Origin of the sequence: Paraburkholderia polaris (assembly GCF_012927345.1) — a bacterium.
Lineage (GTDB): Bacteria > Pseudomonadota > Gammaproteobacteria > Burkholderiales > Burkholderiaceae > Paraburkholderia > Paraburkholderia polaris.
Genome location: NZ_JABBGJ010000031.1, coordinates 15,207 through 28,698, shown reverse-complemented (window position 1 = coordinate 28,698; position 13,492 = coordinate 15,207). Strand labels below are relative to the sequence as shown.

At 60.2% G+C, this 13,492-nt stretch carries 13 protein-coding genes; 8 read left to right on the top strand and 5 right to left on the bottom strand.

What is annotated here, in order from left to right; translation table 11 throughout:
• Positions 1-120 precede the first annotated feature (120 nt).
• The 3 genes from HHL24_RS26575 to HHL24_RS26565 are packed head-to-tail and all read left to right on the top strand — an operon-like array spanning position 121 to position 1,536.
• Positions 121-603 (top strand): adenylate kinase family protein, encoded by a 483-nt coding sequence (locus HHL24_RS26575; RefSeq protein WP_169488326.1) that lies wholly within the window; start codon positions 121-123, stop codon positions 601-603.
• A 43-nt stretch (positions 604-646) separates the two neighbouring features.
• On the top strand, positions 647-1,354 hold the full coding sequence (locus tag HHL24_RS26570; RefSeq protein WP_169488325.1) for a hypothetical protein: 708 nt from the start codon (positions 647-649) through the stop codon (positions 1,352-1,354).
• A 5-nt stretch (positions 1,355-1,359) separates the two neighbouring features.
• On the top strand, positions 1,360-1,536 hold the full coding sequence (locus tag HHL24_RS26565; protein WP_169488324.1) for a hypothetical protein: 177 nt from the start codon (positions 1,360-1,362) through the stop codon (positions 1,534-1,536).
• 299 nt (positions 1,537-1,835) lie between these two features.
• Here the strand turns inward: HHL24_RS26565 and HHL24_RS26560 are convergent, their stop codons facing one another.
• The 3 genes from HHL24_RS26560 to HHL24_RS26550 form a co-directional block, all read right to left on the bottom strand.
• Positions 1,836-2,438 carry a bactofilin family protein gene (locus tag HHL24_RS26560; RefSeq protein ID WP_169488323.1) on the bottom strand — a complete coding sequence of 201 codons (603 nt, stop codon included), beginning with the start codon at positions 2,436-2,438 and terminating at the stop codon, positions 1,836-1,838.
• Between the two features lie 148 nt (positions 2,439-2,586).
• Entirely contained in the window at positions 2,587-3,597 is a 1,011-nt protein-coding gene (locus tag HHL24_RS26555) for a hypothetical protein (protein ID WP_169488322.1), read from the bottom strand.
• Between the two features lie 105 nt (positions 3,598-3,702).
• Positions 3,703-4,296 (bottom strand): AcaB family transcriptional regulator, encoded by a 594-nt coding sequence (locus HHL24_RS26550; RefSeq protein WP_169488321.1) that lies wholly within the window; start codon positions 4,294-4,296, stop codon positions 3,703-3,705.
• A 745-nt stretch (positions 4,297-5,041) separates the two neighbouring features.
• On the opposite strand from HHL24_RS26550, the gene HHL24_RS26545 reads away from it, so the two are divergent.
• The 5 genes from HHL24_RS26545 to HHL24_RS26525 all read left to right on the top strand — a co-directional run bounded on the left by HHL24_RS26545 (position 5,042) and on the right by HHL24_RS26525 (position 11,712).
• Entirely contained in the window at positions 5,042-6,439 is a 1,398-nt protein-coding gene (locus HHL24_RS26545) for a recombination directionality factor (RefSeq protein ID WP_169488320.1), read from the top strand.
• A gap of 301 nt (positions 6,440-6,740) precedes the next feature.
• Complete coding sequence (locus HHL24_RS26540; protein ID WP_169488442.1) at positions 6,741-8,087, top strand: metallophosphoesterase family protein; 1,347 nt, start codon at positions 6,741-6,743, stop codon at positions 8,085-8,087.
• Positions 8,088-8,166: 79 nt separating this feature from the next.
• Positions 8,167-8,703 carry a hypothetical protein gene (locus HHL24_RS26535; RefSeq protein WP_169488319.1) on the top strand — a complete coding sequence of 179 codons (537 nt, stop codon included), beginning with the start codon at positions 8,167-8,169 and terminating at the stop codon, positions 8,701-8,703.
• Positions 8,691-11,012 carry an AAA family ATPase gene (locus tag HHL24_RS26530; RefSeq protein ID WP_169488318.1) on the top strand — a complete coding sequence of 774 codons (2,322 nt, stop codon included), beginning with the start codon at positions 8,691-8,693 and terminating at the stop codon, positions 11,010-11,012. The genes HHL24_RS26535 and HHL24_RS26530 overlap by 13 nt, the downstream gene beginning before the upstream one ends.
• Positions 11,013-11,142: 130 nt before the next feature.
• On the top strand, positions 11,143-11,712 hold the full coding sequence (locus HHL24_RS26525) for a phospholipase D-like domain-containing protein (RefSeq protein WP_169488317.1): 570 nt from the start codon (positions 11,143-11,145) through the stop codon (positions 11,710-11,712).
• Between the two features lie 287 nt (positions 11,713-11,999).
• Here the strand turns inward: HHL24_RS26525 and HHL24_RS44850 are convergent, their stop codons facing one another.
• Together HHL24_RS44850 and HHL24_RS44845 are read right to left on the bottom strand one after the other, a co-directional pair.
• Positions 12,000-12,791 carry a 3'-5' exonuclease gene (locus HHL24_RS44850; RefSeq protein ID WP_329606748.1) on the bottom strand — a complete coding sequence of 264 codons (792 nt, stop codon included), beginning with the start codon at positions 12,789-12,791 and terminating at the stop codon, positions 12,000-12,002.
• 46 nt (positions 12,792-12,837) lie between these two features.
• Positions 12,838-13,491 (bottom strand): DEAD/DEAH box helicase family protein, encoded by a 654-nt coding sequence (locus HHL24_RS44845; RefSeq protein ID WP_329606747.1) that lies wholly within the window; start codon positions 13,489-13,491, stop codon positions 12,838-12,840.
• Position 13,492: the final 1 nt, after the last annotated feature.

The window sequence follows — 13,492 nt, the reverse complement described above, 5'->3', positions numbered from 1 at the left end:
GAGGACAACACAGAAACACCGTAGTTCTTAGGGTGGCTGAACAGGAAGCGTTTCTGCCGCGGTACGCGTACCCAGCCGGCGGGTCGCCGGACGCACAATTTTTTGCAGACGGGGCAAGACATGCAGACAATTCTGGTTGCAGGCGCAACTGGCGTCGGAAAAACCACGCTTCTTTCAAGATTGGCAGGGCAGCGCAAGATGACTGTCATCGATCCGTTCATCGAGGGTGCAAAGACTTGGGCTGACCCGAAGACTGGCTCACGTGGCGGCGTCGTGATTGACCACATCCACTACCTTCCAGGCGCAAAGGCGATCGTCACGGCGGCAGCGGTCTGGTGCGAACGGCACGCCGTTCCGAATCTCCGCAATGTCGGCTATAGCGACGAGCAGTTAGCTTTGTTCTCGACCGCGCTCGAAAACACTGGCGCGAAGGTCTTTGTAACATCTGAGGCGACTTCCCAGGCTTCGGCTGAATACGTAGCGCTTCGCTTGAGCGACGCTGAGGTGCCTGAGATTTGCGCTCCGAACGCGCGGCGGCGAGCGTTGGCAAAGGGATCTGCGCCGCGCGATTCTCACGGGCTCGGCATCAGCAAAGCAACCTGACGGAGCTGCTTGAATGCACCGCAACCGACAAGGAGTTGTGTAAATGGTTGGTCTGAATGAAACCCTTGCCACTGCGAAGCTGGCCTTTGTGATCGGGGATCACGGTGGAGCAATAGCGTGGGCGCTGCTACCGCTGGTGATCTATGTGGGAGCGGTTTTCCTGGTGCGTGACTGCCTGGCGATTGACAGTTCGGATGCAGCGCCGGTCGGCGCGACGGCAGGCGCGGCAGTCAGCGTCGGGAACCGCCCCCGCTTCCACCGTCTCACAATGATCGTGCTACTTCTCGCCGGTATGACGCCGACGTTATTCGCCCAGTACGGCGTGACGTCCAATCTGCAGATGGTCTCCAGGTTAAACCTCATCGGCGAGGCGGTGTCGATGCACATAAACTTTCTCGGGGCATGCCGCCTGGACCCAGCACAGCGCGGCGAAGCATCGCTGGCGATGTATCAAGACTCGCTGCGCTCCCCGACGATCGAGTGGCTGGATATGAAGACATACCTCACGAGCGGGCCGCTCGCCAGGAATGCGCCAATCCCCTGCGATAAGACCCCGCATCTTAGAGATACCGGTCAGGCCGATAACGAGAGTCGCCTCTTTGTCCTGAGCTACCTTTACCTGAGCATGGCGACAGCTTGTGGCCTTGCTCTGATGTTCACGACCACGTTTTTGGCGCTGCGCGAATGCGGAGCCCCGACAGCAATGCGACGTCTGCAAAGGCGCGCGGCAACGAGAAGAGAGAACAGGTGATAAACATGCTGATCCACGCACTTACCCATAGCTCGATCGGCGATCAGGTCGCTGGAGCGGTTGTACGCAGCGCGACCAGCCATTCTGTCGGCGCTCTCATGCGCGGCCACAGCGTGGCAGGGGTGATTTTGATTGCTGTTGTGCTGATCGCGGGCGTGTGGGTCATCAAAAGACTCTTTTGATGCGCATGAATGACGGGCTACCCATTTGCCACGTGCAGCGCGAACTCAAGGATCCACTGCCAGCCGGTGAACTCACGGAGTCAAGGTGCCGGGGCGGGTTGCAGCAACGCTCCCGCCGAGTCACACTCAGCCTTTTCGACCGCTTGGAATAGCAGTCCGGCGATGCGCGAGACCGCTATCGCCACAAAGCCCCGGAAGGGGGGTCGGTAATCTGGATGTACGACCAGACGAAGAATGACGACACCAAACCGTCGTCTTTCCACCGGCTTAGTTACAAGTATCCGACAAACCACAGACACTCAGCCTACGGAAGGTATACGAGTGAGTGGCCGGACAGCGTTGCTGTCGCTGTAGTTCGGGTGACCGGTTGCGTTAGCGGGGAAAGCGGCTTCCTGTGGCGGCATGCGCGAGAGCTGCGTGACACTGGCGAGGTCGCGGGCAGGAGGGGCTGCCAACACCGTTGGCAAAGGACCTTCCCGTTCCCCTGAGGCGGTGTCCTGCGCGGACTTTTCTACCGTTTGGCCGTCCTCAGGACGAATGCGCTGGATGCGGCAACCATCAAGATCAGCATCCTCGCCGAGCCGAATCGTGCCGTAGCTGATATCGCCGCGTACGTGCCCGTTGATCGAAAGGTTGCCGCGCGCGCGCACGTTGCCGACCACCTTGCCGCTGAGCAGCACGTTCTCACCGTCGATGTTCCCACGCACAAGGCCGGTGTCGCCGATATGCAAAAGGTCAGATTGACTGTAGACATCGCCCGTCACGAGTCCGAGGATCGTAAGGCCTTTCTCAGCGATAACATTGCCCTCGATCGAGCAGCCGGGTGCGATGATCGAGACACTCAGTTGGCGGTACGTCGGCTCGGCTGACGTCTCATTCGGGGAATTCAGTTGGGCTTCCATGATTTGCTCCTTGCAGCTTGAGGTTGACGTTGCGGCCTTGGACGTATTCGAGATACCTGCTACTTGCTGTCCCGGCGATTCCGCCTGCAGGGTTGCAAGCGACCCGGCCGCTCCGGGAGGTGAAACGATACGTGCGGACAACAGTGTTCTAGAACAGTCGCTGGTCTCCGCTAGGATCGGTCTGGGCGGCGTCCGGGTGGCGAGCGGGTGGGGCGGACGCTGCTGCGGGCGCTTTGGTCGTGGCAGTGGGTGCCGGTTGAACCATCCGGTGCAGCGAGCGGATCACCTTGCGAATTGGAGCCTCATAGACCGTAGCAGGATGGGCGTCGCCGCTCCCGTCCGCCTGAACCTCCACGACACGTGTATCGGGCTCTGCGGCGCGGCTCTGACGCCCGGTAAAGTCGCGAGGGTCCACATGTGCGAGACCGCTCGCCGGGCGCACGAAATCAGGTTTAGGCGAGTCTGGCATGAGGTCCTGCGCCGTGAGTGGGTGAGATAGCGGCCCGGTCGGCGGTGCTGGTTTGAACGGCGGTGGCGGCCCAGCGGCTATGACCGGCCGGGTCGGTGCGGCATTCATCTGCGTTCCGGAGCCCGGGGCTGCGACGTTGTCGTACGGCAGGGTGACACCGCTCTGACCGCTTGCGGCGGAGGCAGCGGTCGGCACAACTGGAATCGTCATTTCCGTCTTTGGCTGCTTCGCCTGGACGGCGGCAACCTTCCTCGGCGGCTCGCTAACGTGCAGATGGGTGTGCACAGCCGGGTAGGACAGCAACGCGAGGCTGGCGGCGATAGCGGCGGCGATGGCCAGATAGCTGGCCTTAAGCGCAAACCCGGGCCGTCTGGGTGTCATTGCGTTCGGCTCGGCCGTCCCCACGGTCGGGCCCGTCGCACCGGAAGGGAGATCAGCAAATTGCGCGTCGACAACAGGTACCGTCTTCTGGATGACCACGGTGTCGACAACGGATGGGGCGGGCGCGCTAATGGCCGCGGCCTCGGCGACAGAAGGTGGCGGCGGCACGGGTTGCCCCGGCACCTCGAGTGCAAGCTCGACCGGTACGGCATTGACAGGCGGCAGTTCCGGGACGAAAGACGCGCGTTTGGACTTGATCGGCGGAAGGGGTATCGCGCCGCGATTCATCTGCGCTCGGGCATAGCTCACATGCAGATCTGTGATGTCTTCAACTCGCAATTTCACACTCCCAGGGCTGTCGAGCGTTTCCCACGGGCGATCGCCGCCGACGCTCAGGGTTAAATACGGCCGGACCTACAGCTGACCTGCTTCGAGCAGGCGTCCACCGACGTCGTAGCGATCCGAGTCGGGCACGCAGAGTTGCTGGATCGCCAGGACTTGTCGACTGGCGTTGAGCAAGACCCCGTTGCGCTCATCGTTCGTAATCGAGCCAGCGAACGCCGCGCCCGACACACTCATAAACAGGATGTCGTAGTCGTTGATGAGGTTCACGAGGCGCCCAGCAAGCGGAACCGTGATGCTTACGTGAATGGATGCGGGCACCATCGGGATCCGATGGAATTCGAATTTGTTCGCCCAAACAATCGCTTTTTCCAGCCACTCTTCGGATTCCCTGAAGCGATAGTCCAGCGCGAGCTTTTTGCCCTCGCGAGCAACGGTCATTTTCGCGGCGCAGAAGTTGTAGTGTGCACGGATGAAGGTCCGCGCGAACTGTGAGTAGTATTCGATCTCCATGCCGTAGTCGGCAGTGGGGATGATCCGCGCGATGCGATCGTCGTTCGTCAGCCGCTCTATCGGCTTCAGCCCGGTGACCGATTGCTTCGGTTTGTTGGCATCCTGGTCAGGACCTTCACCAGATGTAGCCGTCTTACGGATGGGCGCGTCCATGGGGTCTCGCTAGAAGTCTCTCTCAGAGATTGATGGTATTCACATCCGCCCTTTGCTAAGTTCCGAAAGACATGCGTTTTTCAGCATCATTCAGTGGGTAAACGCACCGGCCATGGCCGATACTCAGTCTTACTTCCTGCGTCTCCGACGCATCGACCTGATTCCGAAGCCCGGAATCCGTCCTCTGACAAGCCGTGCCCTCTGGCATGCTCCGACCGTTTGGCAACGGTGTGGATATATTTCTTTATGAGCAATGCCCCTGCTCCCCTTACGCAACCGTAAAACTCGTCTCTGGCCGCATGGATTGCGCCGCGACTCGCTTGAGCTTTGAATCGGCAGTCTCTCTCAAAGGGCCTTCAAAGTAGAGCGATGTAGTTGGTTGATCCGTGATTCCTGCGGCGAACTTCGGTTCGAAATGGGACTTCTCGCGCCGTGAACATGTGCGCGCGGTACGACATACTCGTACCGAATGTGAGCCTTAGGCTCCCTGCACGCCTCGACCCCGAAAGGGTCGGGGCGTTGTAGGTTTCCCCCGGCGGCAAACACCGCTTCAAATTATGCAAAAAGCGCGTCATCCCAACGGATGGTCGCGCTTTTTTCGTTTTGGTCTGCCAAAAGCAGGTTCATTTCCCTCCGTCACCAAGCCGTCGTTCTCGCAACGACCAGAGTGACACACCCCTCTCCCGAGTAGTCCGTGTGCAGTCGACCGCCCACGCAAGCCGCTCAATCCTCCGAAGGAGTTCTCATGAGTAATGCTATAAGCATGACCAATGTGGCGCCTCGCAGCATGTTCGAAGAGCGCCCGCTGCGTCCGCCGACGATCGGAAAGATCCGACCTGGTATCAAGGTGCTTAAAGCCGCAGTTCGCGCCAACGCTGAGGCGGTGAAGCTTTACGACGATCTAGTTGGGGCTGGCGAATCGTTCGAGACCATTGAATCGGTCATTGATCGACAGTGCCGGATCAAAAACTCGCTGGTTCCGAAGAACGTCGAGTACTTCACGTGTCGCCGTTCGGACTTCACCAATCCCGACATCGCTGTCGAGATTCTTCGTCGGTATGGCGAGGACCGCGGTGAAGGCGTCAAGCTGTACAAGTTCCCGGTGGTCTTCGCGTTCAACGACTGGCTGGAGAACGCTCCTCACCAGTTGACGACGTGGGCCCAAAGCGGTCGCAAATTCTTCTCGGCGTACGAAGGTGGGGTGCGGTATTGCAAGACCTACCCGAAAGTCGGGCGGGACGAACGTGCGAAGCGCGCGGTAAAGAACTTCGGGATGCGCATCGAAGTGCATCGACAGGACGACGATATTCCTGACGGGGTTTGCAACACAAACCTCTGCCCTGAATTCCAGTCCGGTCAGTGCAAGTTGAACGCCTCCCTGATTTTCGCGATCCCCGAAATCAAGGGCCTGGGCCTCATCGAGTTGGTGACGACTTCCATGTACGGCATCGGGAAAGCACGTGAGGCGATGGAGATGTTCGCTCACGCGAACGGTCGTTTATCGGGCAACGTGCTCTGGATCAACAAAAAGCAGATCGACATTTCTCGTCAGAAAGATGGCGAGTACGTCCGCACGCTGCAGTGGATTCCGATCCTCAACGCCGAGGTCGATCTGTCGGAAAGCCTCACCAGAGACAGAGACAGCCGGCAACCGGCACTGCGTGACACACGCGCGGACAACGTGGTCGACATCGCGGACGTGAGAGCGTCCATGGCCGATGACAAGGCCCACGCCGAACCGGTCGATCCGTTTTCCGTTCCAGGGGACTCCAGCGCATCAGAATCGCTTGCGCCGGATTTTCCGGCCGGTGGTGATGAAGGCGAGGACAGCTCGGCTCCGCAAGCTACCCACGGCGATCAAGACGATCCGCCTCCGCCCGCTGGCGAACCGTCCGTGGCGGACGAGTCGATCGAGGACAAACGCCTGCGTCTGAAGGGGCTCCTCAAGGACCTCTGCGTCGATACGGACGAACGTCGAATGCTGTTCAGTAAATACGCGGGCGTCAAGTACGGTGAAGGCTGGTCACTTCGCGCGAAGGAACTGGACACGGTGAACGACCGCCTCATGGAGGCGTGGCACGATCGTCCAGCCTTCGAAAAAGAGATGAAGGTAGTCGTCGCCAGCGTCACCCAGTACGTGTGAGTCTTGTCTTTCCCTCTTTGGGTTCCCCCACAAGGGGAACTCCTGTGCGCTTCCCGTCCGGCCTATCGGCAGGACGGGATTGGCGCAGCATGCCCTCGGTGCCCCACGCCCCCTGCCAACGATGAACAGTGCCTTTTGGAAAGCCGAGCGGTGTCGTGCCGGCTTCCTGAAACACACCACATTCGTAGCGTCAAAGACGCATCGAACATCCCGCTAACGCGGACATCCCCTTATCTCGTGCCGATTGGCACCTATCCATCTGGCTGTCTTCGGACCGCCATTTGTCTTTATGGAGGCGACTTTGAAAATCGCTCAATGTTCTGACTTGCATTATTCACCGGAGAATCTGGCCGAGTCGGATCGCTGCTTCACTTTCGCGGTAGGTGACGCGATACGGAGGGGTGCTGATGTCGGCGTCATCTCAGGCGACTCGACGGATCATCGGCTCGATGCTCATGCTCCTGCACTGAACGCACTGGCCACGCAGATACACCGCATGGCTGACGCGATGCCGGTCCTCATGCTTCAAGGCACTTTCTCGCACGAGCCGCCGGGCACCCTCGACAACTTCGCGTTGATGGGTGCCAGCTTCGACGTATTCGTCGCAGATCGAGTCCAGCAAGTGGCGCTCGTCAACCGCAAGTTCGTCCCGTCTGCCGGGCCCGTCTTTGAAGCAGACGAACTGGAATCGGTGCTCTCGCAGCAACCGGAAGTGGTGTTCACTTGCCTGCCGACCATCCACAAGGGTCAGCTTGCGATCAGCGTAGGTGCGGCCGATGCCTCGACCGAACTCGCGGAAGTCCTGATGGGCTTTCTCGTGAGGGCGGGCAAGGTGAATGCGGTTCTGCGTGCGGCCGGTGTGCCGACCGTCGGTGTTTCGCATGGCACGGTCAATGGCTGCACGACCGAGCACGGCGTCATGATGGCGGGCTTCGACCATGAGTTCTCGGTGACGGCTCTCTTCGCAGCGCAGTGCGATGCGTTCATGCTGGGACACATCCACAAGTACCAGTTCTGGACTCTTGCTGGTCAGCAAATCGCCTATCCCGGTTCGGTCGGCCGCTTTCACTACGGCGAAGAGGGCGACAAGGGATACCTCATGTGGCAGGTCGCCGCCGGCGACGCTCAATCCGAGCTCGTTGTGACACCCTCGCGAGAGATGGTCACGATCGATTTCGACGGGCCGCCCGATATGGAGCAGCTCGCCGAACTCGCCAACTCTTCTGCAGATCGCTTCGTGCGTGTGCGCTGGCAGATTGATGAGGAGCATCGCCAGATTGTCGATCGGAGTGCGATCGAGGCGCTGTTCTCGAAGGCCGCTGGCCTGAAGCTCGACGCACGCATCCTGCCCGTTATGAGGAGTCGCGCCGAAGGTATCAGCCAGGAAGTAACGGTGGATCGAAAGCTTGCTCGCTGGTGTGAGCTCGCCAACGTCGGCGCGGAACCCCTGATCGAGCGCCTGCAACTGCTCGCGATGGACGACCCCGAAGCAATAGCCGAGGCAGTTCTCGCGCGACTCTCAAATGTCGAGGCGACTTCCGCCCCGGCGGTCGTTTCCTTGATCCAAGCGTCACGCGAAGCGCCGCCGACGGTGGCCGCGGCCGACGACCTCGACTGGCTCAGCGGGGGCGATCTCTTCGCCGCTTAACCCGACGAACGATCCATCTCAAACCCTGACGGGGTGTATCCCCGCCAGGGGAGCACTCCGTCATTCTCTGGAGTGCAACATGTTTGGAATCTATCCCGCTGGCGCCCAATGGGTCCGCCAGTTCACTTCGTCGGAAGCTGCTCTGGTCATTCAGGAGCGCCTGACGCAACTCGCCGGGCTGGTGGCCGGAGCGTTGACCGAACCCTTCGGCCCCCAGCGCGGGGCAGTAATCGCCACGCATCACGGCTTCCTGGTAATGGCGGACACGAGCGGCCCGGCGACGGAGATTGTCGTGGTGCCGGACGTGCGACTGCAACATCTGCTGTGGTCGTACAACACCGGCAATGCCGATCAGTGGTCTGGGCGCGAGCTCAAGGTCATGATGGGCGGCAATCTCGACAACTGGGACGCTCTGCTGATCGACGCGAACCGCAAGTTCCGCTGGACGGTCAGCCTGGTCGAACAGGCCATTGCCGGCACGCTCAAGAAGGAAGAGCCGCAAGCCGCCGCGTCCGTCGACAACGTGGTCCCGGAACTCGACAGCTACCCTGACGATTTGTGGGAGCCGGTTTTCGACTACGTGCCGTTTGACGGAGGTCAGTCATGCGGCCTCTAACTGTCACCCTGACCGGTTTCATCGGTGTGCGCGACGGGATGAAGCGTGAGTCGATCACGATCGATTTCCAGTCGTTGCCCAATGGGCTCATCGCTCTGTCAGGCCCTAACGGGTCAGGCAAGACGACGATCATGGACAACCTGCACCCGTATCGCATCATGCCTTCCCAGGCATCGAAGCTCTCGGTTGACTCCTTCTCTTACTGGGATCACATCTACGGCGCCAAGGCCGAAAAGGTTATGGATTGGGAGCACGCCAACCGGCGTTATCGCTCGACTTTCTCGTTCCGCAAGACCGGGAAAAGTGGCAAGGCCGACTACTACCTGACCGTGCAGGACGCCGACGGGCAGTGGGAGCCTGTCACGCTTCCGGACGGTCGCACGTCGGATGGGAAAGCGGAGAACTATGACCGCTGCCTCGAAGCCGTGTGCGGTTCGCTCGAACAGTTCTTCACCAGCGTCTTTTCGGCACAGAATCGGCGACCGCTTGCGTCGTATGGCACAGGCGAGATCAAGTCGCTGCTGGCTGAACTGCTCAAGGTGGATCAGTTGCAGGCGCTTGCTGCCAAGGCAGGCGACGTCGCAAAGAGCCTCCAACGTCGTCTCGATGCCGCACAACAGGAGGTTCTGTTGTTCGCGTCGAAGCGTGAGCGCCTGAGTCAGACGGCAAAGGCAATCGACCAGGATGGCGAAGCGCTCAACGTTGCCCGCAAGGCGCGTGAAACGCTTGCTTCTCAAGCTGCCACGCTCGGTCAGCAACGCTCGACGCTCGCTGCAAAGCAGGCCGAAAGCAAGGCCGTCGAAGCTCGTGTTCGTGAGCTCACGCAGCGTCGGACCGAAGTCACCGGTTTGATCACGACGAACGTCAACGAAGAGAAGGCGGCGACCCAACGCGTCGACCAGCGTCGGGCGGCGATCGCGAAAGCGGTTGCGGCAAACAACGCGACGCTCGCACAGGAAGCGGTGATCAAGGGTGCTACGGCCCGTCGTGAAGACGCCCAGCTTCGGATTAGTCGCGGAGAAGCGCGAGCCCTGGAGTTGCAGACCCAGATCAAGGGGCTCGAAGAAACGCCCCTCACGCTGAAGACGCTCGAGGCTGAGGTCAGAGGCCTGCTGGAGCAAGGCCGGGCGAAGAAGGAAGTGCTGGACTCCTTCAAGCAGCAGGCCGCCGACTTCAAGGCTGTTCCATGTAGCGAGATGGACGTCCATCGTTCGTGCCCGTTGTACAAGCAGGCGGGCGATGCAAACGCCAGGTATGACGTGCAACTCGTGGAAATTAGCAAGCTCCGCGAGACGTACGGTCAGAAGGAAAAGCAGGTAAAGGCGCTCGCGCCCGAACTGGCTAAGCTTCAGGCCGCGCGCACGGAACTGGATACGGTGAACGCCGGACTGGTTCAGGCGCGTCGGGATCTGCAACAGGCGACGGAGTTGGCGGCGCGTGCTCCTCTCATTGAGCAAGCAAGGGAAGGACTGGCCTCGTGTCAGAGCGACATTGCCCTGCTTGACAAGGAGGCGGCCGCAATTGCCAACCGGTTCGTCGCGCAGGCGAAGCAATACAACGAACAGCTTGAGCAGGTCAACGCGGAGGCTGCGCGTTTGGGGGCTGTCGATGTAGCTGGGGAGATCGCTGGTCTGGATCTGCAGCTACAGAGAAACCGCGACGAGACGGCACGTACCGATGGGCAGATCGAAGCACTGATCCGCTCGCAGGCTACGCGTCAGGCTGAAGCTGACGCGATGAAGACCGAACTGGGTGGCTGCGACGCAACGCAAGCGCGTGCAAGCCAGCTGTCGGACGAGATCGCAAAGTGGAAGCTGCTCTCGAAGGGGCTTGGCAACGACGGTGTGATCGCTCTCACGATCGATGACGCCGGACCGGCGCTGACGCAGGAGGTCAACAACCTGCTGCTCGCGTGCTATGGCATGCGTTTCACCGTCGAAATTCGGACTCAACGGGCACTGGCAAACGGCGAACTGCGCGAGGGATTCGAAATCCTCGTTCACGACGCTGACAACGACAGCACCAAGGTCGTCGGCGTCATGTCTGGTGGTCAAAAGGTCTGGATCAACGAGTCCCTGACGCGTGGTATTGCGCTGTACATCGCGCATATCGCCGGACAACCGTACGGAACGCTCTTTACGGACGAAGCGGACGGTCCTCTCGACCCCGAGAAGAAGCGTCAGTTCATTCGCATGAAGCGTGAAGTGCTGAAGCAAGGCGGGTATGCACGTGAGTTCTTCATCACGCACACGCCTGAATTGCTCGAAGAAGCCGACGCAGTGATCGATGTTGCTGCACTGGCTCTGTAGGCCCATGCCGCCCGTACCCCACGCGGGCGGCATCCATTCCCATCATTCAACCGCCCCGTCTTTCCCTCACAGGGAGCGACGGGGCTTTTCCACTAGAAGCACCTCATTCCACCTAACCCTGAAGGAAATTATGTCCATTCTCAAAACGCGCCTTAACGCCCTCGGCCTGGCACTGGCGCTCGCGGCCGGTCTTGCGGCCACGTCGTTCAATGCATCTGCCGATGAGGTTTCGGAACCTGGCATGACGTGGGACTGCGGCTTCTCACCGGAAGGTACTTCGCTCGAAACGGTAACACGCGCTATCGAGGCCGTCACAGGTTCAAACGCGACGATCCTGGTTGCTGCGTACGAGTTCACTTCGCGACCGATCGCCGAAGCCCTGATCGCCGCGGAGAAGCGCGGCGTGACGGTTGCAGTCGTCGCCGACACAACCGAGAACGAAAAGCAGTATTCGAAGGTGCATGATTTAATCGCGGCCGGGATCCCGGTCCGCTTCGACAACACACTGGCGATGCTCCACTCAAAGTACATTGTGCTCAACAAGACGGCAGTCGAGACCGGCTCGTTCAACTACACGGCCACGGCGGCGTCGAACAAGCACGCAGAGAATGCCTGCGTGTTCCGGCATGCACCGAAGATGGCGGACCGCTTCGTACGGGACTGGAAAGCCCTCTGGAACGAGGCGACGCCGGTGCGGTGATCGGAGCTTCATGCAAAAGGCCCACAACCTTTCCGCTCGCGCGGAGGGTTGTGGGCCTTTTCCTTTGGGGTGAAGCTAAACGAAAAAGCGGGACGCCCAGAGATGACGCAGGTTACGGTGCGTTGGATGCGCGGGTGCGCGGTGCACGTGGGGACGTCATAGGGCGGCGGTGCAGCAACGCTCGACGTGAACAGCCGTGACTGCTGCGAAAACCATGTACTCGACCAGAACGAGCCAGGCGTAGCCACGAAGAAATCTGAATAGAATGGCAGATAAGCGCCTACGCATCATGCCGCCTTGGCCCGCCGGGCTGCGTGATCGGCGAACACCCGGCCTAAGTCGTACTTCAACTCGGACACGTCCATGACCGTGCGCGCACGCGTAAGTCCGACATACAGCAGGCGCGTTTCCTCGGGCGAAAGTGTCATAGTGCCGTCGTCCTCCTGTTTGAAGCGAAAGTCGCCGCAGACGCGCACCCGGTTCCACTCAAGACCCTTCGCACCATGCACCGTCGAGATCACATAGGAGGCCTTCGACTCATCCGGCTCGATGCGAGAGAGCAATGCGCGCAGATAGGCGGTCCCCTGCGTGTCGATGATGTTGACGATCGGCAGCAGGTCGCGGCCGGAGAAAGTTCTCGCATAATCTTGCACGTCTTTCCAGCTTTCGAATAGCGCCAGGGACGTGGGGCGCCACGCGCGTTCCCCACGCTTTAACTGGTCCGCACCATCGGCGAAGGCCAGGATTTCGCTCACATTCGCACGGACAGCGACGCGATGTCCCTTGCCGAGTCCGCCCGCCAGTTCCCCGACGACCGTCGCGTTCTTCCTGCATAGAATCGCATCGACTTCCGGGCGGACGTCCGGATCTTCAAAGAGCTCGGACTGGATGCCGGCCTGGCCGCGGAGGGGGATGGTCTCGCCCAGGAGGTTGAGCACGCGCGTCGCCAGTCGCGCGAACTTTGGCCCGAAGCGAAACGACTCGGTGAGCCTTACTTCTTCGGCCCGCACGTAGTCCATGGCGTTGACGGCGCCACGCCACTCGTAAATCTGTTGGTGACTATCACCGACCACCAGCACTTGCGCATGCGTTTGCCGACGCAGCACGGATAGCATCAGGCCATCGCTATTCCGGCATTTCGTCACAGAGCAGAAAGTCGGCGTGGATTATCGGTTGTGATAGCTCCCAGACTTTGAGGTACACGTCCGGCGAGATACCGGCTCTACTATCGCGGGAAAGACATTCCTCCCAGTGACGCTTCACGTGCGGCAGAATAAATGCCTTGAACTCGTCGGCCGTTCTGTCGTCCAGCATGTCACTGACCTGGATGTGCCGCGTATCGGGTTCCTTCTGCGCAGAGCGGCAAAACCGTCCCGTGCTGTCTGCGATGATCGCGCCCAGCTGGTAAGCCGAGAGCTCAACAGTTTTGCCCATGATCGACGGTAGACGCATCGGTCCGAGGCCGTATCGGCTCGCTAGGTCTTGGGGACGCTCTTTTGGCTGGTTGAGCTTTTGAGTAAGATAAGGATCCACCTGACGATAGGCGAGCGAGTGCCACGTAGAGCACTGCACATTCTTCGGAAATTTGGCCTTGGCCGATTCGGCGATCGCCTTGTTAAATGCCAGAAAGCGGCCTCGGAGGTGCGTCCGGCGATCAGCGAGCATCTTCAGCGTCGAGGTTTTACCGGCACCTGCATAGGCCTTGATTTTCAGTGTTGCACCACGTTCGGCGCGTTGCAGAACGACCTGCTGTTCGTCGGTTGGATTGAGCGCTCCCATT

Excerpts from the sequence above, each read along its gene's own strand:
- HHL24_RS26570 (WP_169488325.1), top strand. The coding sequence starts at position 647 with ATGGTTGGTCTGAATGAAACCCTTGCCACTGCGAAGCTGGCCTTTGTG.
- HHL24_RS26560 (WP_169488323.1), bottom strand. The coding sequence starts at position 2,438 with ATGGAAGCCCAACTGAATTCCCCGAATGAGACGTCAGCCGAGCCGACG.
- HHL24_RS26565 (WP_169488324.1), top strand. The coding sequence starts at position 1,360 with ATGCTGATCCACGCACTTACCCATAGCTCGATCGGCGATCAGGTCGCT.
- HHL24_RS26530 (WP_169488318.1), top strand. The coding sequence starts at position 8,691 with ATGCGGCCTCTAACTGTCACCCTGACCGGTTTCATCGGTGTGCGCGAC.
- HHL24_RS26545 (WP_169488320.1), top strand. The coding sequence starts at position 5,042 with ATGAGTAATGCTATAAGCATGACCAATGTGGCGCCTCGCAGCATGTTC.
- HHL24_RS26575 (WP_169488326.1), top strand. The coding sequence starts at position 121 with ATGCAGACAATTCTGGTTGCAGGCGCAACTGGCGTCGGAAAAACCACG.
- HHL24_RS26525 (WP_169488317.1), top strand. The coding sequence starts at position 11,143 with ATGTCCATTCTCAAAACGCGCCTTAACGCCCTCGGCCTGGCACTGGCG.
- HHL24_RS44845 (WP_329606747.1), bottom strand. The coding sequence starts at position 13,491 with ATGGGAGCGCTCAATCCAACCGACGAACAGCAGGTCGTTCTGCAACGC.
- HHL24_RS26550 (WP_169488321.1), bottom strand. The coding sequence starts at position 4,296 with ATGGACGCGCCCATCCGTAAGACGGCTACATCTGGTGAAGGTCCTGAC.
- HHL24_RS26535 (WP_169488319.1), top strand. The coding sequence starts at position 8,167 with ATGTTTGGAATCTATCCCGCTGGCGCCCAATGGGTCCGCCAGTTCACT.